At 41.6% G+C, this 21,435-nt stretch carries 12 protein-coding genes; all 12 read right to left on the reverse strand.

The features are described 5' to 3' along the window. Positions 1-181: 181 nt before the first annotated feature. Positions 182-1,162: a phospho-N-acetylmuramoyl-pentapeptide-transferase gene (mraY, locus tag QM917_RS09935; protein ID WP_414285639.1), complete on the reverse strand. Its 981-nt coding sequence runs from the start codon at positions 1,160-1,162 to the stop codon at positions 182-184. Position 1,163: 1 nt separating this feature from the next. After that, positions 1,164-3,419: a penicillin-binding protein PBP2X gene (gene pbp2X, locus QM917_RS09940; RefSeq protein ID WP_414285640.1), complete on the reverse strand. Its 2,256-nt coding sequence runs from the start codon at positions 3,417-3,419 to the stop codon at positions 1,164-1,166. A gap of 3 nt (positions 3,420-3,422) precedes the next feature. Continuing rightward, entirely contained in the window at positions 3,423-3,740 is a 318-nt protein-coding gene (gene ftsL / locus QM917_RS09945; protein WP_075231548.1) for a cell division protein FtsL, read from the reverse strand. Between the two features lie 9 nt (positions 3,741-3,749). Next, positions 3,750-4,700 (reverse strand): 16S rRNA (cytosine(1402)-N(4))-methyltransferase RsmH, encoded by a 951-nt coding sequence (gene rsmH / locus QM917_RS09950; RefSeq protein ID WP_075228524.1) that lies wholly within the window; start codon positions 4,698-4,700, stop codon positions 3,750-3,752. 71 nt (positions 4,701-4,771) lie between these two features. Next, on the reverse strand, positions 4,772-6,595 hold the full coding sequence (uvrC, locus tag QM917_RS09955) for an excinuclease ABC subunit UvrC (RefSeq protein ID WP_414285643.1): 1,824 nt from the start codon (positions 6,593-6,595) through the stop codon (positions 4,772-4,774). Between the two features lie 70 nt (positions 6,596-6,665). After that, positions 6,666-7,367: a M57 family metalloprotease gene (locus QM917_RS09960; protein WP_414267389.1), complete on the reverse strand. Its 702-nt coding sequence runs from the start codon at positions 7,365-7,367 to the stop codon at positions 6,666-6,668. Positions 7,368-7,474: 107 nt separating this feature from the next. Next, positions 7,475-8,254: an alpha/beta hydrolase gene (locus QM917_RS09965; protein ID WP_414267390.1), complete on the reverse strand. Its 780-nt coding sequence runs from the start codon at positions 8,252-8,254 to the stop codon at positions 7,475-7,477. A 68-nt stretch (positions 8,255-8,322) separates the two neighbouring features. Next, positions 8,323-9,984: a ribonuclease J gene (locus QM917_RS09970; RefSeq protein ID WP_320692837.1), complete on the reverse strand. Its 1,662-nt coding sequence runs from the start codon at positions 9,982-9,984 to the stop codon at positions 8,323-8,325. A gap of 994 nt (positions 9,985-10,978) precedes the next feature. Further along, the gene (locus tag QM917_RS09975) at positions 10,979-11,671 is read right to left on the reverse strand and encodes a phosphoglycerate mutase (protein ID WP_414285644.1); all 693 of its coding nucleotides are present in this window, start codon (positions 11,669-11,671) and stop codon (positions 10,979-10,981) included. A gap of 132 nt (positions 11,672-11,803) precedes the next feature. After that, complete coding sequence (locus tag QM917_RS09980; RefSeq protein ID WP_414285645.1) at positions 11,804-12,172, reverse strand: hypothetical protein; 369 nt, start codon at positions 12,170-12,172, stop codon at positions 11,804-11,806. A gap of 420 nt (positions 12,173-12,592) precedes the next feature. Continuing rightward, complete coding sequence (locus QM917_RS09985; RefSeq protein WP_414285646.1) at positions 12,593-20,725, reverse strand: SIALI-17 repeat-containing surface protein; 8,133 nt, start codon at positions 20,723-20,725, stop codon at positions 12,593-12,595. Between the two features lie 339 nt (positions 20,726-21,064). Further along, positions 21,065-21,435 (reverse strand): LPXTG cell wall anchor domain-containing protein (locus tag QM917_RS09990; protein ID WP_414285648.1); only part of this gene is annotated, 371 nt, incomplete at its 5' end.

Consider the following 21,435-nt stretch of genomic DNA (forward strand, 5'->3'; position numbering starts at 1 on the left):
GATTTCGGAACTTTGACAACTTTAAGAAACGAATTTTCATCGCTCTGAATATAAAAATGAAGAGGACATCAATTGTCCTCTCCAGATGTTAGTTTTTATTCAACCCACTACAGTTGACAATGAGCCATAAAAAAGAGAAGGAACTTAATCCTTCTCTATCTGATGATTCCACATTCTCTTTTTAGAACAAATATATGAAAGCTAAAGTCAAGAGACTAGCGAGTAAGCCCACTCCCCAGAAGAAGAAGTCGACCTTCCACTCACTCCAAGCTTGGCCTTTTCCAGAAAAGCCCCCCAACTCAAAATGATGGTGAACTGGTGTCATCCGGAAGATACGTTTTCCTCCAGTCAACTTAAAGTAGGTGACTTGCATCATAACAGATGTTGTTTCAAAAACATACACCAGACCAATCAAAAGCAGCGTCCATTCTTGATTCAGTGCCATGGAAATGGCCGCCAACATTCCTCCAAGAGCTAGACTACCTACATCTCCCATGAAAACTTTAGCAGGCTTGTGGTTAAAGACAAAGAAGCCAAGAAGACCACCAATCATAGCTACAATCACTAGTAAGATATCGAGCTGATTTTGCACATAGGCAATCACTCCATAGGCAGATAGACTAATCACCACAGAAATACTTGCCAAGCCATCGATCCCGTCAGTCAGGTTAACTGCGTTTGAAAAACCAACTAACCAGAAGAGGGCAAAGAGAATATATAGAACACCTAAATGCAAGGGATAACCAAATACATTTAAGATATCTCCACCTCTTTCATAGAAGAAATAGAAGATAACTCCTCCGACCAACTGAAGCAAGAGCTTCTGTTTAGGATTAAGTCCTTCATTGATTTTTCGGAAAACCTTGAGGAAATCGTCCAAGAAACCGACCAAACCATATAAGACCAGGATAAAGAGGATCATTCCGACATTATTGGTTAATTGATTAGTCACGAGAGCAAGGACCAGACTAACTAAAACTCCTGCTAGGAGAAAGACGAGTCCTCCCATTGTTGGGGTCCCAGCTTTTGCTTGGTGTTGTTTGACATCCTCATGCATCTGTTGACCGGTAATCTGTGCTTTATGGTAAAAACGGATAAAGGCTGGAATTCCTATGACTGTTAGAATAAAGGCAATCACTCCAGCAAAGATAGAAATAAGCATTCTAATCTCCTAATGTTATTTTTATTTTCTGTAAATCTTTTAAAGCTGTATTGGCACGAACACTTTGCTTTTTAACAGTTTCTCCTGTGCCTTCAAACTCAACTTGGATATTCAGCCATTTGGCAAAGGTTTCAACATTTTTCTTAGACCAGCCATATAAGTCAGGCATCTCTTCTACCTTATCTGAAAGGAGTAAGATTTGCTGATTGGCGTCTAGATTGGTTCCTTCTGCTACAGAGCTTTCTTTGATTTTTGTTCCTGAACCGATAACAATTGGTTGAACAAGGTTCCGACGTAGCTCCTCCGCCAAATCTCCAGGACTATAATCCTTCATTTCTGGCATTGCATAACTAGTTGTAGTTGTCACTTGGTCCAAATTCTTAGCTGTAGATTGAAGATTGAGTGATTCTTTCATAGCCGAAGCTCTCTCCAAGATAGGGTTTGCGAATTCTCCTAACGGAATCCCAGAATAATGTTCCGGTTGTTGAACTGTCACATAGAGAATAAAATCAGGATTTTCAGAAGGATGCATGGTTACTACAGAAAAGATATGATTGGTTTCCCCAACTAAGTATCCTCCATTTTGCTCATCAGCAATCTGGGCAGTCCCGGATTTCAAGGCTACATTATAGCCCGGAACATTGACTGTTCCTTTACCCGTACTATGATTGTACATTGTACCATAAATAGGGTCTGTCCCAACCATCACCATGTGATCTCGCGTCAAGCTTGCCGCTTCTTTAGAGACAGGATTTCCCACAACTTCTTTTTGTGATTTACGGACGGTTTGATCATTCGGGTCATAGAGAGCGCTGATAAACTTAGGCTCTAGCATAACTCCATCATTAGCAATAGCTGTAAAAGCTCTGAGCATTTGCACTTGAGTAACAGAAATCCCTTGACCAAAAGAACTCATGGCAATATTGACAATGTTATCCTCAGGAAGTTGTCCCGCGTATTCATCAGTCATACCAAAACGAGTTGGAACTCCGAACTTGAAACGGTTGAGGTAGTCTAGCCAAGTAGCATCTCCCATCTTTTGCTCTAACAAGGTCATTCCGACATTACTAGAGTGGGCAAATCCTTGTAAGTAAGTCATCATTCCACCACTCGTCAAGCCTTCATTTACATCCCAGTCCTTGATGGTAACATCAGCAATTTTTAATTCACTACTATTAAAATACTCCCCTCCAGGAAATGTTTTATTGTCAATAGCCGCCGCCAGAGTCATTACCTTCATGGTTGAACCTGGTTCATAGTTACTTTGGTAAAGGATATCACGCCAGACAAAGTCCTCTGTAATCCCTTCTTTGGTATCAGCATCAAAGGTTGGTCTTTGAGTTGTAGCGAGAATCTCTCCCGTTTTAGCACTAACCAAGGTCGCAGTCATGTACTTGCCTTTCACTTTTTCCTGGAAGGCATCCATTTGGCTTTCCATAAAGGATTGCAAAGGACTAGATATGGTCGTGTAGACATCTTTTCCATCTACGGTTTGTTGAGTGACTTGTTCCGTACCAGGAACGATATTACCTAGACGGTCTTTTTCATAGGTAATAATACCATCTGTCCCTGCTAACAAGCTATTCAAGGAGCTTTCAATACCAGATGTTCCAATAAGGCTCTTCGAACCATCTTCATTTTCATGGAGCTGGGCTAGACCAATGAAGGATGAAGCAAATTTCCCATTTGGATAACTTCGATTGGGGCTTGTGGTAAAATCCACTCCCTCAATCTTGGCAGCTTCTAGATCCTTTTTTATGGACATCATATTTGCGTAGGTAATCCCATTTCCTTTAGTACCAAAGGAAACCTGTTTGAGATTGGGTTGAGAGAGTTGATCTTTGACGTAGGTCTCCTCCATATCCAAGTACTTATGAAAAATTTCGGCTACCTTATTGTACTGAGATTCCTCAACATATAGAATATCTCCATTCGCAGACTTATAATCCTTATCAATGACCGCATAAACATTATAGGAGGTTGCATCTTCTGCAATCGGAGTTCCATTACGATCATAAATGGTTCCCCTCTTAGCAGGGACTGTTCGAGTTGTTTGATGAACCTTATATGCTTCTTTGACCAGGTCAACACCAAACTTCTTTCCCGTACCAATAATCACCGCAAAGTTAACCAAAAAAACAGCAAAGAGAATGACAGCCAAGAGACTAAGGCTTTTTCCAACTCGTCTGCGGTTTTCTAGAGGAGTTCTGCGATTCTTAATGGCAAAGTGTACTATTTTTTCTTTCCATGTTTTCATATATTACTCCGCCGATCGGATATTTCCATTGTTTAATTGCAAGTCTTGCGAATCCGCAACACCCGCCAGACGTTCTGAGCGAATCAATTCATTGACCTCTTGCTTGGCATCGTCTAGCTCCGTCTTTTTCTCCTCAATCTGTCTGTTGACAGTTGTCAAATCACTTTGAACTTGCAGGAGCTTGGTTTGCATATAGACCACACTGATGGCTAAGACAAGAGCTGTAATGGCAATCGAAAGGTAAAAGGCCTTCTCAACACGTGAAAACCTCTTGATACGAGCTTGCAGTAATTGGCTCGTTGTTTCTCTTTTTTCTACCATTTTATCCCCTTACTTATGAATTTTTCGAGCTACTCGTAACTTGGCTGAGTGGGAACGATTATTGGCCTCCAACTCCTCCTTGCTTGGTAGAATCGGTTTGCGAGAGACTAATTCCATCTTGGGCTTAAGATCATCTGGGATGAAAGGCAAGCCTTTTGGCACTTCTACTGTTGAAGCTTCCTTGAACAATTGCTTGGTCAAACGATCTTCCAGCGAATGAAAGGTAATGACTGAGATTCTTCCGTCCACTGCTAGTAATTCCATAGCTTGTTGGATGGACTCATCTGCAGCTCCTAATTCATCATTGACCTCAATACGGATGGCTTGGAAAATCTGCTTGGCCGGATGACCTTTTTTCTTGAGTTCCTTGGCAGGCTTAGCAGACTTGATAATCTCAGCCAATTCCGTTGTTGTCTCAATCGGCTTCAACTCACGCGCCTGTTCAATCTTCCGAGCAATCTGTTTGGAGAATTTGTCTTCTCCATATTTGAAAAAGATTCGTACCAAGTCATGATAGTCATAATGATTGACAACCTCATAAGCTGTCAAGCTAGCTTCCTGATTCATCCGCATATCCAGTGGTGCATCCTTTTTATAAGAAAAACCACGTTCACGTTGATCCAATTGCGGGCTCGAAACACCTAAGTCATAACAAATGCCATCAATTTCTTCTACACCCGCTTCCTGCAAACGTGCTTGCAAATGACGGAAGTTGTCCTTGATGAAGGTAACCATTCCTTTTTCGATATAAGGCGCCAGACGTTTTTGGGCATTGTCAATGGCATTCTGGTCCTGATCAAAGGCATAGAGATGCCCCTTTTCACTTAATTTACTTAATAAATACTCGCTATGGCCTGCTCCACCCAAGGTCGCATCAACGTAAATACCGTCAGGTTTTACATCAAGCATATCAATGGTTTCATGGAGCATGACCGTTACATGATGAAATTCTTTAGTCATATCTTATCTATTTTACCACAATTCTGACTAGCTTGCACTCGCTAAAGCAAAAACCTTTCCTTGTTACTTTATCACTTGTATTCAGCAGATGGCTCTGCTACCTGAGCTAGTTCTACGCGTTCTTGGGGATTCAAGTGTTGGTGAACAGCCTCTGCTACTGCTCTTGGTATACCAACTGCGACAATCTCATCCACGCTGGCTTCCTTGATTTTTGTCAGAGATTTGAAATATTTCATCAAATTCTGCTTGCGTTTTGGACCCAAGCCCTCAATTCCATCCAATTGAGAGGAGAAGGAATTTTTAGAGCGCAGTTGACGGTGGAAGGTGATGGCAAAGCGGTGCACCTCATCTTGGATACGTTGGAGGAGGAAAAACTCCTGAGAATTACGAGATAACTCCACCACCTCAAGCGGATCTCCAAAGAGCAATTCATGGGTCTGGTGCTTATCATTCTTTTGCAAACCTGCAATTGGAATATCCAATCCGAGCTCTTCTTGGATAACTTGCTTAGCGATATTAACCTGACCTTGTCCCCCATCAATGACAATTAAATCTGGCGGTGTCAAGCCATCACGTTGAACTCGACCATAGCGTCTGCGAATAACCTCTCGCATACTTGCATAATCATCTGGTCCGACAACAGTTTTTATCTTGTACTTGCGGTAATCCTTCTTGCTCGGTTTACCGTTAACAAAAACTACCATGGCAGAAACTGGACTAGTCCCCATGATATTGGAGTTATCAAAGGACTCGATGCGAACTGGGGTTGGAATTTGTAGAAGTCGTCCCAAGTTTTCAATGGCACCTTGAGTCTTTTCAACTGATTTTTCTAGCAGGTTAAATTTCTGCTCCAAGCTTACACGCGCATTTTTGATAGCCAGATTAACCAGTTGTTTCTTCTCCCCTCGTTGGGGCTTGAGAACCTTTGTATCCACCAAAGCCTTGATAGCTTCTTCGTCAATATCTTGAGGAATCAAAATCTCATTGGGAACCAGGTGAGATTTTTCTTGATAAAACTGTCCCACATAGGTCAAGAAATCCTCGTCTGGATCATTGTAGTAAGGAAAGAGATTGACATCGCGTTCAATCAACTTGCCCTGACGGACAAAGAAAACCTGAACACACATCCAGCCCTTGTCTACATAGTAGCCAAAGACATCACGATTTTGGAGATCCTTGGCCATCACCCGTTGCTTGGTCCGAAGGGTGCCAATGGCCTGAATCAAATCACGGTATTCCGCCGCACGCTCAAATTCCATGCTCTGAGCTGCCACATTCATCTTTTCCTTGAGGTCATCGATGATTTTGTCATCCTGCCCCTTTAGAAAATCAGAGACTTCTTGAGCCATAGCTTTGAAATAAGCCTCGTCTTTCTTACAGATGGTGTGAGCCAAGCACTGGCCAATATGGTAATAAAAACAAACCTTTGATGGTGGATTGGTACACTTACGAAAAGGAAAAATCCGATCCAGAAGTCGCTTGATTTCATTGGCCGCCCCCACATCAGGATAGGGACCAAAATAAAGACCACCGTCTTTCTTGACCTGACGAGTGATAATTAGGCGAGGATAGCGCTCGTTGGTAATTTTGATGAAAGGATAGGACTTGTCGTCCTTGAGCATAATATTGTATTTAGGCTTATTTTCCTTAATCAAGTTGATTTCCAGAAGGAGAGCCTCAATATTAGACTCCGTGACGATAAACTCAAAGTCTACAATTTCAGACACCAAGGCTTCTGTCTTGGTATCATGACTTCCACGGAAATAGGATCGTACACGATTGCGTAGATTTTTGGCCTTTCCTACATAGATGATCGTACCGTTTTTATCTTTGTGAATGTAACAACCAGGGCTGGTCGGCAAGAGCTCTAGTTTTGATTTAATCAAGTTATTCATAGTTCCATTATAGCAAAAAGCCCCCTTCATTGCTTACATCAAGGAGCTCTATTTTTCGTTTGAAAATCACTTATTCTCCAGACTCATAAAGTTCTTGAACTGCTTGAACATCTTGAGCCTGAATACCATAATAAGAACCTGCTGGTTGCATGACTGACACTTCATTAGTATGTTCCAAACCAATGGCATGTCCTAGCTCATGCTCGGCCGTATGCAAGATGCGATCATAGGTATAGCCATAGTTTGGATTAGATAGATAATAATGATTCAAACGAACTGTTACAGATGTGAATTGTTTGGTAAGGAGATTTGTCTGGCTCTCCGCCTCACCAGCAACAGATGTGGAACCATCATTCATTTCAGTCGCAAAAATAGTTGCTTGGTCAGGTTCTGTCACAACTACAAAATTAAAAGCGCCAGTCTGATTCCAATTGGCAATAGCCTCAGCGTAGGCTTTTTGGAAGGTTGCATCCATTTGAGGATCAATATAAATAGTCGCCTGTGCTTGGGGCCATTTTACTCCTGAATCTTGATGATGATCAGTCTGAGACAAACCTTGCAACTTACCAGTTTCTTGCCATTGATGCCAACCTGCCTGACCAACTTGAACAAGTTGCCCCGCTTGATTGAAGACACCAGATAAATCCCCTGTCATATACCAGAGAATCCCTAAAGTAATGAGAATTAAGACTACAAGAGTCCACACAAGGCGCCAGAACATGCGCCAAATCCCTAGTAACAATCGACATAGAACACGAATAATCCAGAACATGATTTCCCGCCTTTCCTAAAAAAATAAGAATCCATCTTTAAACCATGGATTCCCATTCTAAAGATAGATTCCTTATTTTACTTGAGTAAGCTGAAAGAAAACTAAAACTAAGACAAGCGTTCTTCCAAAACAAAATCAATTGGCAAGGTAGCCAAAAACCGTTCCAATTGTTTTTCCCAATAATACCACTCATGGGTCCCTGCACTGTGGCTATAGGTCACATCAAAACCAAGTTTCTTGAGATTCTTCACTGCTAGATTATTGGCAGCATACAAGAAATCTTGTTCACCACACCAAGCCCAGAGCTTGGTTTTCTTATCAGACTTTTTAGCGAGTGTTTCAAGTGAGTAAGGGCTATTCACCCAATCATTAACTTTACCAAAAACACCTCGCCAGTAAGCAAGCGACCCAAGATTTTGACTTTCTGGAGAAAACTCTTCGAAACTAAGAGCACCAGAAAGACTAGCTGCATGTGAGAAACGATTGGTTGATAGGGCCAATTTGAAGGAACCGTAGCCTCCCATTGAAAGGCCAGCGATAAAAGTCTTTTCACGCTTGCTAGACATATTAGGGAAGAAACGTTTGAGCACTTTAGGCAGTTCTTCTGCTAGAGCTGTATAGTAGTTATAGCCATACTGAGTATCTGTATACCAACCGTTACTTGTATTTGGCATGACAACAATTAGATTAGTCCCTCGCACCAAGCGCTCTACATTGGTCCGTTTGAGCCAGCTATTATGATTCCCTGACATCCCATGTAAGAGATAGAGAACGGGGATATCTGTAGAATCTGGTTCCTCAACCCGAGACGCATCTGGGTAGAGAACATTTACTCCCCACTCCATATCTAAAACTTCTGAGTAATACTCAATCTTCATTACTGCCATAACTTGCTCCTTATACACTTAAGATAAGAAAAAGCCGAAACTCGACTTTCTCTACTACTATTTAATCCTTATTTTGCTTCCATGACCACTGGTAAGATAGCTGGGCGGCGTTTTGTTTGATCAAAGAGGAATTTAGCCAAATTGTCACGAACCTTACCTTTGAGGTCTGCCCAATCAAAGTCTTCACCTTGGAGGTAGTCTTCAACTGTTTGGTTCACCAACTCTGTACTTTCGCGCAGAATATCCCGACTCTTCTTGAGATAGACAAATCCACGCGTGTGCACTCGAGCTCTAGCAATGATTTTCTTCTCACGACGGTTAACAGTGATAGCCACGATGAAAATCCCATCTTCTGACAAGACCTTACGGTCACGAAGGACGACATTGCCGACATCTCCGATGGCATTCCCATCAATCAAGACATCTCCTGCAGTAACAGCACCAGATGGGACAAAATCTCCATGCTCATAAGACATAGTTGTTCCCTTTTTAGGGATAAAAATCCGTTCTGGCAACATACCAACTGCCATAGCAGCCTTAGCATGGGCATCCAACTCCCGGTATTCTCCTTGGATTGGGAAGAGATATTTAGGTTGCAAGAGATTGATCATCAATTGCAAATCACGCGCATTCCCGTGTCCTGACACACGCAAGCTATGAGTAATTGGCTTGACAACTCCACCTGCTTGGTAGATCATATTTTCCACGCGTGCCATCACTGCTTCCTTGGCGATTGATGGTGTTGTAACGATATAAACTAGGTCACCTTCTTTGATTTCAACATAACGGTGACGACCAATAGACATCTTGCGTAGGCCGTTAATGGGTTCACCCATGCGTCCAGTTTCAAGGATAATTAATTCATGATCTTCAAAACGAGACATATCTTTTGGTTTAATCAAAAGATTTTCACTTGCTAGAGACAATTTTTTCAAGCGAATCGCTGTACGGACGATATTTTCAATGTCAAATCCTGTCAAGACAACACGGCGTCCAGTCTCTGCAGCCGCATCAAAAACCTGCTGGATACGAGAAAGGTTACTTGCAACCGCAGCAACGATGATACGTCCATCCCAGTCAGAAATGGTTTGCGTGATTTCTACACCAACTTCATTTTCACTAGCTACTTGGATATTGCTATCTGCATTTGCTGAGTCACTAAGCAAAGCTAAGACCCCTTCGCGACCAATCTCTGCCAAACGCCCAAAGTCAGTGGCGTAAGATTCACTAGCCGTTTGGTCAAACTTGAAATCCCCTGTATAGACGATGTTTCCTTCAGATGTTTTCAAGACCACACCCAAACTTTCTGGAATAGAGTGGGTTGTACGGAAGAAGGATACTACCGTTCCACCAAAATCAATCTCTGTATTTTCATCAATGACATGGAAATCATCAAATTTCTTGACGCTGTCATTTCCCTTAACAAAGAGTTTGGCCAGTTCGATAGTCAACTCTGAGCCAAATACAGGAACCTTAGCTTCTGCCAAGAGATATGGAAGGGCTCCAATCGCATCCGCATGCCCGTGTGTTAAGAAAACCCCAGCAATACGATCACTATTTTCAAACAGATAGTCCATGTTGGGAATAACGACATCGACACCCAACTGTTCATTTTCAGGATATTTCAAACCTGCATCTAATACAAAAATCGAGTCGTTAATTTCTGCGATGTACATGTTCTTACCATTTTCACGTACACCCCCAAGTGTTGTTAATTTAATAGTATTCATTTTTCCTCCGAATAGTCACTTCAACTTGTTTGTAGAGCTTTAAAAGCTCTCTTTTTCTGAAAGTCCAATTTACTTTCAGCCGAATCTTTTCCATTCATTATACCATTTTTTTAGTAATTTTCAAAATGAATCTTACAGATAATCGTACTTCAAGTATCTCTTTCCTATCATTCTTACAGATACTGGAGGAGAGTTTGCTGGTAAAAAACAGGAATGACCTGCACCCTAAATGTTAGATTTTTTTTGGCTGCTGGTCAGCATTATATGGTTTTAATAATGAATGAGACTTATCCCCTTTCTACTTCAGCAAATCAAAAACAAGTGAACGGTATGTTAGCAGAGGCTTTCAAAATTGACCAATCTGAGTATACTATCTCTCATAGCTACCAAGGATGGAAATAGCACCATGATTTTTATCATCAATTTTTTAATAACAAGTACTTTTATAAATAAAAAGGACACGATGATTCCCTTCTTTAGTGCTTGGAAATGGGATCTCGTTCTAAGGCTATGAGAAAATGTTTAAGCCTCTGAATCGAGTGTGACATGAGATTGTAAACAATATTGATTATTATAGTGGATTAAAATAAGATATGAACAAAGAAATTAGGAAAGTCAAATAAATTTCTATAAATGTTTTAGAATCCGTAGCCTACTATTCTAGGTTCAATCCACTATACTTAAATACTCAATGAAAATCAAAGAGCAAACTAGGAAGCTAGCCGCAGGTTGCTCAAAACACCGTTTTGAGGTTGTGGATAGAACTGACGAAGTTAGCTCAAAACACTGTTTTGAGGTTGTAGATGGAACTGACGTAGTCAGTATCCTACATATACGGTAAGGCGACGCTGACGTGGTTTGAAGAGATTTTCGAAGAGTATAAAATCAAACTAAAAGGACTCAGCCCTGTGCAAGACAGAACTAAATCCTTTGCTTGAATTATTTGTGTAACTTTTTGAGATCGATATAAATCAAATCCTAGACTTACAATTTTTTATTTACCAAGGTAGTATTCAGAAACTACGTTCAATTTTTCGTCGAATTCGAATACCAATGGTGGGAAGTTAGGGATTTCCACGTCCATGATTTCGTCGTCTGACAAGCGTTTGATGTGTTTTACAAGGGCACGGATTGAGTTACCGTGAGCTCCTACGAATACGTTTTTACCATCTTTAAGTGCTGGAGCGATTTTGTCTTCCCAGAATGGAAGGGCACGTTCCAAAGTCACTTTCAAGTTCTCAGCATCTGGGATAACTGAGTCGTCAAGTGAAGCGTAACGACGGTCAGTATGTGCTGAGTATTCGTCATCATGAGGCATTGCAGGAGGCAATACATCGTATGAACGACGCCAGATATGAACTTGCTCATCACCAAATTGTTCAGCTGCTTCAGCTTTGTTTTTACCAGTCAAACCACCGTAGTGACGTTCGTTCAAGCGCCATGATTTTTCAACTGGAACCCACAATTGGTCAGATGCTTCAAGAGCCAAGTTAGTTGTTTTGATTGCACGTTTCAATACTGAAGTATAAGCTTGGTCAAATTTGATACCAGCTTCTTTGATCAATTTACCAGCGTCAATCGCTTGTTGTGTTCCTTTTTCAGACAAATCAACATCAGCCCAACCAGTGAAAAGGTTAGCTTTGTTCCATTCAGACTCACCGTGGCGAGCAAAAACCAATTTTACCATTTGATGGATACTCCTTTTATTTTCCGAGGTTTCCCTCGTTTATCTATTCTATTTTACACAATTTTTCACAAAAAAGCTAGTCAAAATCGACTAAAAAGAGAAGAGGTGACCTCCCCTTCTCTCAATAAACAACTATTCTTGAACTTGAAATTGTTTCAAGCTTGTCAGGAATAGGGCACCACCGATGACAATGACAATGCCACCAATCCAGCCTAAAAATGGAATCAATCCGACTACAGAACCTACGATTAACAAAACAGATGGTGCCATTGACATGCGCTTATCATCCTTATAGTAGATTAGAGAGAGAATTCCAAGAATGAGAGTTGCGATTTTTACTAAGGTAAAAACAATGAAGATAATCGCTAAAATTACTCCTGCAAAATCTTCATTCGCAAAAATAGATGCAACCATTAATATTACGACTGGCAAAATTGCCAAGAGCGAGCCTGAGATAGTCCCAATAATTCCAGAAATTTGCGCTAGTGTTTTTGTCTTCATAAATGTCTCCTTCAAATTTTAATAATTGTTATTCTACCATATTTTAAGTTAAATTCAAAGCTTTTCCAAGTAGACCACAATATCATCAGTGGCACTTTATTTTCCTTGATTCATATAGTAAATTGAAATAAAGTATGAACAATTCAATTAGGAAAGTCAAACTAATTTCTAGAAATATTTTTAGCAGTCGTAATGTACTATTATAGATTCAACCTGCTATAAATTCCTTTTTTTATAGTAGATTGAAATAGAATATGGACAAATTGATGAGGTAATTTTAAAGTAATTTCTAACAATGCTTTAAAAAAACTATGATGTACTATTCTAAACTCAATTTGTTATATATGAATTTCCAGAACAAAAATCCCTAAGTCCTTTTAGACCTAGGGATAATGCTACTTTTTAAAGTAATACTGCAGCTTATTTGGTAAAGATAGACTGACGGAAGTCATCTGTTGTACGAAGATAAGCATTATAAATCTTTTTCTTCAGTAAGTTAACCCAGCTAGCTTCGACGCGGCTTGTAGCATTGTCAATATTACGAACATCCTCTGCTGTCGCCTCATCCATTAGCCTTTGCATATCTTTATAAGATCGAATAGTTACTTGCTTCGTACTATTTGGGTTTCTGAGTTCATATTCAATGGTGATCGGCTTCAATTTTGTCAATTTGTCAATCCGCTCTTGGTACATGGCCTTCTTAAAGGCTGCCCAAGAGTCATACTCACCTTTGAATACATTTTCTAGAACCTTCTGGTCTGTCACTAGACCAACATCTCTTCCGAGCCATCCATCCCAAGTTGCGCTTCCCTCTTTCAGAGCTTCTTCTGACAATTTACCAGATACATATGGGATAAATCCTTCATGATAGCCCTTAGCTGCCAGCAACTCATAGGCTGTACGACGGAACATGACATCACCTGGCGCACCAGTTGGATTGCTAAGCGCTGAATAAATTGGAGAGAATAGACTGAGACTGAGATAACCATTTCGTGCATACTTGCCACTATCCTTGTTTTCGCGTCGAGTAATGACATCATTGTCAATCAAGGATTCAAAAGTTTTTAGTTTCTTAATCTCTTCAGCAGTGAAGGTCCGTGTCTGGTTACCAGCATGGGTTTGTTTGCCATACTTATCAGTAATGTAGTAGTTTTCCATTTTTCTAAACCACTTCATCTTGGCTTCATCTGTCTGCTTCAAGATAGAGCTTGCTTCTAGGTAATCAAGCGTATAGATCATATCAAACATACCATGAACGTAACCTTTTAGGTCTGCTTCATTCTGAACGCGCTCTTTAAAGTTATAAGTATGGAGACGTGTCTTAGAATCCTTATCAACCTTGAATAGAGTATTGAGGGTGATTGTCGCTTCATCTGGACTTGGTGTAGATTGTAAAAGACCACGAGCGTAAAGTTCTGCCCCTAGACCTTCACGACGACCAAAGCCTTCAAAATAAATGGCTCCATCAGAGTTGTGTGTCATCTCGTGTGTATAAACAGAGTTTCCGTAATCTTCTAGCAGACGAGCATTGTCAAAATGGGTCATACTTCCTGTTGCGTAAGCATTATAGCCCTTGCTTGGATACCACTTACCAGCTGGTCCAAAGAATTCCTGCATTGCAGTGGACTGCTTGTCATGTGGTTGGGCCCAATATCTTTGACCATTCTTATCTTTGAGAGCAAAACCATCATAAACCAAGACCGAACGGAAGAGTTTATCTTTACTTTCATCACTTAAAATCTTGTACCAGAAATCGTAATGGTCTCTCTGCCATTCAGCTGACTTTCTCACTCGATCTTCAACATAGCTAGCAAGTTCAGCATCTGTACGGACCTTCCCATCAACAATATCTCGGTAACGATCATAAGCTCCCATAGAGATGGTAGACATATTGGAAATGATGTAGACACCCTTTTCAGTCATAGTCAAAAGCGGTAGCAACATACCCTTATGTTCCCAACTATCAGATGTAATCTTATCATAAACTCCGACAGAGTACTTACTCTTATCATTCGCATTGTCTTGGAGCGCCTTAGCTTCTGCAATGTCCGACTTGGCCTCGATAATATAGGCTTTTGTATTATCCTTGAGCCATTCATTATTGGTCTTATACGGCAAAAAGAGATTACGATAACTTTCAAGATAATTGAATAAACCTCGCTTACCAGTTGCCTCAGACAAGGAAGTATCATAGGTTTGATAAGTATTTTTTGCCTTGAGATTTTCAAAACCAGAGCGACCTAAGGCAATGATCGTGTCTAGTGTCGACGCATCGTTATTACCAAAGAAATCAAACTTATAGGCAGATAAATCTTTGACATTGATGGTGTCATAATTGATGTTATACCAACGATTTAGGTAGGTTAAACCAACTAAGAAGGCTTCTTTATTATCGGTGATTTTCTTAGCGATATAATCAGCTACTACAGTTCCCTCAGTATTGATGGACTTGTCCATAGCCAGAACCTTTCGTAACTCCACAGATAAGTTAGCTTTGACTTGATCAAAGGCTTTATCCAAATAAAGATCATCCAGAGAAGTTTCTGCATTTATACCTAAAACCGTTCTCACAGCAGCTGAATCTAAAACTACCTTATTCAACTCTGGTAAAACTTTGGTGAGAATCTTGCTATAGTCAGATAGGAAGGCTTCCGGAGTATAGAGAAGATTCAAGTCCTTGATGGTATATTCTGCTATAGCCTTATTTTTAAAGTCTCCCTTATAGGTAACTTCTAGATACTGAATGGTATTGTCTTCGTAATGAAGCATGAGACGATTGATGCCTGTCTTATTTCCATGAATATCCGTGATGATCTGCTGATCTTTCATCGGAACTACATCGAGCAAATAGCTGGTGTTGAGCTTATGATCCTCCGCTAGCTTGTTGGCATAAGCTACGATTGTTTCCTTATTATAGAATGGCAGAAGTTTTTCCATATTTAAGTAAGCTATAGTACGGTTACTGTCTACTTTCTTCGCCTTACTATAATCTACTGCATAGAGGTTCAGATTGGTGTCGTCCAGGCTTGTCGTGATTCCAAACTCTCCTAGCTTGTCTTGGGCTTGTTCAAGACTAAGCTTAGAGCTAGCAAATGGATCTTCTGCTAGTGTTTCAATTCCTTCGACTGCATAGGCATTGGTGATACGGTCATTTTTATAACCTTGATCGCCAGAAATACTATAAACTCTTGATCCACTGACATTACTCAAGACGTTGTCAATCAAACCATTGTAGTAATTTGAACCAACTACTCCACCAATTTGGCCATTCTTGGTTGAGTTCTGAATTTTCCCTGATGCATAGGAATTAGTGATACGAGCATTGGCTTCTAATCTTCCGACTAAACCACCAAAGCGTTGCTCATTAGTCTTGGCACTCGCTAAAATAGTAACATCTGCTCTACTTTGTGTCAGTAGGGAAGCATTTCCTTTCAGATTTGCGACTAAACCTCCAACATTATAGGCCTTGCTTTGCTTATCGTTAGTCTGGATAGTACCTGTAAAGGAACTATTTGTAATTTGCGTGTTAGTTGCAACAACCACTAGCCCTGCAACCTGACTGGCATTCCCTACCACGGCAACTCGCCCTTGAGCAGATACGTCTTGAATGTGAGCATTTTCCGCAGAACGGGCCAAGCTTGCAGAATCATAAGTCCCAACAATATTGACATCCTTCAAATCGATATTTGAAATTCTAGCACCACTCTTGAGATTCTCAAACAAAGGCTTGGCTAGGTTGTAAATAGCGTACTGTTTACCATTATGGCTACCTGTAAGGCTACCTGTAAAGTTGTTTCTCAGATAGACATAATCGCTTGCTGCCAAGCTTACTTCACTAGCATCTAGATCAGCTCCAAGTACAAAGTTGCCTGCCATGTTGCTCTTCATCGCTTCTAACAGACTTGCAAAACTAGTATAGACACCTTGTTGATTTGAATGAGATTTGCTGATGTAGAAGTCATATCCTGGTTTATAACCCGTTTCACTTTCTTGGACAAGCTCAGGCAGAGATACAGTAACCTTATAAACTTCCCTACCATCTTTAGTACTTTCGGCAATACTCTGAACTGGCAGGAGCATTTCTTTCGACTCGGCAGACTTAACTTTGACAAAGTAATTTGACAAATCGCTTGGAACTGCGTTCATAGAAATCAAGCGTTTATACTGATCATTTTCCTTGCTGTAGAATTCAACGGATTCTACATTTCGGATAGAAATTTTCTTATACTCGAGTTCAAATTGACGACTGTCCTTTTCAAAGTCTGTAACCTGACCTTGATCTAATTCGTAGGTTAATTTTGTCTTCAAAGTATAATCTGTATAATGATCCAAATCACCAATCTTGAGACTGCCTGCAAAATTCGTAATCGGAAGTGAGCGTACAAGCTGGTCACCTTCATATAATTCTGCTGTAGCTGTCCGTAATGATTGAGTTTCATCAGTCAGGTTGTACTGAACCGTAACAGAACGATCTTCTGGATTTTCTGTAAGACTGAGGATACTTAGATTTGGTCTAACTTTTGCAACTCCATTTAGAGCCGTTCTGGCTGCTGTCAAGTTCGCCAAGGCTTGATCAACTTGAACTTGGCTAGCTAGTCGATTTGCTAAAACTGTCTCTGCATTTGCAAATTCTCTTGTAAAGTTTGTTTTTTTATCTGAGTCAGCATTTTTGTATTTGAAGCTATCCTGGATGTCTTGACTTTCTCGGTATTCTGTTTGTAAAGCTACCTTAGTGACATCTGGGCCCTGTAATTGCTCTTTCGCATTCTCAATGCTTGCAACTGCTTGGTTGACTTGCTCTTGGCTAGCTTCTGATTGCGTCAATAATTCTTGACCTTTAAGGAGTGCCGAGTCGTAACTAATTTGGCGAGTTGAGATATCGTTAAAATAACGTGCCTGTGATTTAACTTGCTCTGCTTCCGACAATAGATTGTAGAGAGGAATTAAATCAAATTCATCCAATGCTTCAACCTTTGGAGCATCATTTGGAATCATAAACGGACTTGCTGTTCCAATCTTAACAATCTGAGTCACTGGTGGCAAGGTTTCTTCATTAGATAATTCTAGACGATCCAATTCTTGATTATTTGAATAGTAGACCCTAGTTTTGATTGTACGCTCACCTTCCACTCCAGGAACACTTACAATACGTGAATCCTTGACCAACTCATCAGTATACTGCTCCTCAATCTTAAAGGCTACTTTTTCAACTCTCGTTTCATCTACATAGCTAAGCTCTAACTCAGGAAGGTCAAAACTTGGTGTAGGCTCTGTGCCAGCTGTGCCGACTGGGTCTGTATACTCTGGTAATTCATAAACTGAGGCTGGACCGTCGCCTGCTGTGCCTACTGATTCTGTATACTCTGGTAATTCATGAACAGGGGCTGGATCGTCGCCTGCTGTGCCTACTGAATCTGTGTAACCTGGAACGTCGTGAACTGGAGCGGGTTCGTCACCTGCTGTGCCGACTGGGTCTGTATACTCTGGCAAGTCATGAACCGGAGCAGGTTCGTCACCTGCTGTGCCGACTGGGTCTGTGTACTCGGGAACCTCATGAACTGGTGTAGGCTCTACACCAGATGTGCCGACTGGTTCTGTATACTCGGGAATTTCGTAAACTGGAGCGGGTGCGTCACCAACTGTGCCGACTGGTTCTGTATACTCTGGTAATTCATGAACCAGGGCTGGATCGTCGCCTGCTGTGCCGACTGAATCTGTATATTCTGGGATTTCGTGAACTAGAGCTGGTTCAGCACCTGCTGTGCCGACTGGGTCTGTATATTCTGGGACTTCATGAACGGGGGCAGGTTCGTCACCAACTGTGCCGACTGATTCTGGGTACTCTGGTAATTCATGAACGGGGGATGGATCTGTACCAGCTGTGCCGACTGGATCTGTATATTCTGGGAATTCGTGAACTGGGGATGGATCGTCACCAGCTGTGCCCAACGAATCTGTATACTCTGGCAATTCGTGAACCAGAGCGGGTTCGTCGCCTGCTGTGCCGACTGAATCTGTGTACTCTGGCAGTTCGTGAACCAGAGCTGAGTCTTCACCAGCTGTGCCTACAGGATCTGTATATTCTGGAATATCATGAACTGGAGCTGGAGCTTCACCGGCTGTGCCCAACGAATCTGTATACTCTGGCAATTCGTGAACCGGAGCGGGTTCTGCACCTGCTGCGCCTACTGGTTCTGCGTACTCTGGAACTTCATGAACGGGAGCGGGTTCGTCGCCTGCTGTACCAACAGGTTCTGTGTACTCTGGCAAGTCATAAACGGGGGCGGGTTCTGTACCTGCCGTGCCGACTGGATCTGTATACTCGGGAACCTCATGAACCGGAGCTGGGGCGTCGCCTGCTGTGCCGACTGTTTCTGTATACTCTGGTAATTCATGAACTGGGGCGGGTGCGTCACCAGATGTGCCGACTGTTTCTGTATACTCGGGAACATCGTGAACTAGGGCGGGTTCTTCGCCAGTTGTGCCGACTGGTTCTGTATACTCTGGTAAGTCATAAACCGGGGCGGGATTGTCGCCTGCTGTGCCGACAGGGGATGTATACTCCGGCAATTCGTGAACGGGAGCGGATTCTGTATCTGCTGTGCCGACTGGATCTGTATACTCTAGGACTTCATGTACCGGAGCGGACTCTGAACCTACCGTACTTACTGGATCTATGTACTCTGGAACTTCATGTACCGGAACGGGCTCTGAACCTACCGTATTTACTTGATCTGTATACTCTGGTAATTCATGAACTGGGGTAGGCTCTGCACCTGCTGTGCCGACTGGATCTGGGTACTCGGGAACCTCATAAACCAGGGCGGGATCTGCACCTACTGTGCCGACTGATTCTATATATTCAGGGACTTCGTGAACTGGAGCGGGTTCGTAACCAGATGTACCGATTAATTCTGTATACTCGGGAACGTCGTGAACTAGGGCTGGTTCTTCGCCAGTTGTGCCGACTGATTCTGTGTACTCGGGAACCTCATGAACTGGGGTAGGCTCTACACCAGATGTTCCTACTGATTCTGTATACTCGGGAATTTCGTAAACTGGGGCTGGATCTGCACCTGCTGTGCCGACTAATTCTGTGTACTCGGGAACCTCATGAACTGGGGTAGGCTCTACACCAGATGTGCCGACTGGATCTGTATACTCCGGCAAGTCATGTACGGGGGCTGGGGCGTCGCCTGCTGTGCCGACTGATTCTGTATATTCTGGAACGTCGTGAACAGGGGCTGGTTCGTCACCAGATGTACCTACTGAATCTGTGTACTCGGGAACGTCATGTACCGGAACAGGTTCTGTACCTACCGTCCCTACTGATTCTGTGTAGGCTGGGACTTCGTGAACGAGGGCGGGTTCTATACCTACCGTCCCTACTGAATCTGTATATTCTGGAACTTCATGAACGGGAGCTGGGTCTGTGCCAGCTGTACCCACAGGAGCTGGGTACTCTGGCAAGTCGTGAACAGGAGATTCTTTAAGCAATTGATTACTTTCTGCCGTGCCCACCAAAATAATCTCTGAAATAGGTTGGACTGTCACTTGATCAAACACCAACTCAGATTTTATCACCTTCTGATTAGCACTGTAGCGACGAGTAATCACTGTACGTTCCCCAGATACACCCACCTGAATGGTCTTTGTTTGCCCCTTAACAAGATTATCCGAATAGCGATATTCTGTTTGATAAGGAAGCACTTGCGTTTGACTTTCATCTTGACTAGATAATTGTAACTCAGAGCGATCATAAATTGAGCTTCCCGACGGCACTCGGTTTGCTCCATTGACAAGCTCCAGTTTTTCATCTGTCGACTTCTCTGAACTATCTGCTTTTGATACTGCCACCGCTTTGTCATTTTCAGAACCGTCCACTGATTGATTCACAGTCTGATTAGCTTTATGCTTAGATTCTTCACCTTGCTCCAGAGAATTTTTCAAAATAGCCTGATTCTTCAGATAACCAATGTATTCAAAATCTTCAATGTTCAAGGGTTGAGGTAGTTGCTCTCCTAGCTCCAAATTTAAAAGCTGATTATAAGCAGCTAGCTCAATATTTGTAACTGCAAGTATTGAAGGAGAAAGAAGAATGGATCCTAGTCCAGTCACCAATAAAATCGAAGATAGATATCTTTTCCCGTTTTTCCTCTTAGAAATTACCAAGACCGCAAGAACAATACCAGCTGTTGCAAAGATTGCTTCCCACATACCAGAGTAGCCAGTACTTGGTAAGTTTCCTATCAATCTTCCTTCTTTTTTAGGACGATAAACCAAGTAGTATGCATCTGTACTTTCCTCTACAAATTTTGGAAGTTCCTTAACAACCATCGCCTTTTCAGTATCTGTCAATTCTGATTCCATAACATACTTATACTGAATCTGAACAGCTTGATTCGCTGGTAACTCTGCTGCTTCAACAGGCTGTGTACTAGTCCCAACTACAGAACCCAAAAAGAAGCTTCCAATAGTCGCTGATATCAGACCTACTGATAACTTTCTAAAAGAAAAACGCTGGCGCTTTTCTCCGTAAAATTGATGTTTCATCACTTAACTTTTTCCTTTATAATAAAATATTAAATCCTTTCTATTTTATCGAATTTCCCTCCAATAAACAAGGATTTTGTTTGCCTCTTGAAATTATTTTACGCTACATACCGTTAACAAGATTCTTATCAGTGGATACTGTTTATCAAGCATTCTAAACTTCCTATTATTTTCAATTTCATACACAAGAGTTTTTATGAAAATAATAAGAAACAACGAGCATCTCCAACTATGGAAATGCTCGTTTTTTTGATATTTAGAAGTGAGTTTTTACCCAGCTTCTTTTCTAGCAATCTCATAGAATCAAGATTCTAAGATTTGCTTTATCCGAGTAATGGTTTACTCTTCTTCCTTACGTTTTTTAGAGATAAGGAGTCCTCCTGTCACTGCTGCAAGAAGTGCTAGTCCAAGTGAAGCGTTAGATTGTTTAGTACCAGTGTTTGGCAATTCTTTCGCTCCTGCTTTCTTAGATGGTGCTTGAGCAGATGACTCTTTAGTAGCTTCTTTAACAACTTTATTAGCTGCAATTGTTGCTACTGATCCGTCCGCAAAGGTTACAGATACTGATCCGTCATTGTTAACCTTAACATCTGTCGCAGTTGGGTTAGCTTTCTTAACTTCTTCAGCTACTTTAGCTTTTTCTGCATCTGTCAAGTTGTTAGGATCTACTACTGGAGTAAGAGCTGGTACTTTAGCTCCATTTGCTTCAG

The sequence above is a fragment of the Streptococcus infantis genome, from assembly GCF_047460685.1.
Taxonomy (GTDB): Bacteria; Bacillota; Bacilli; order Lactobacillales; family Streptococcaceae; genus Streptococcus; species Streptococcus infantis_AD.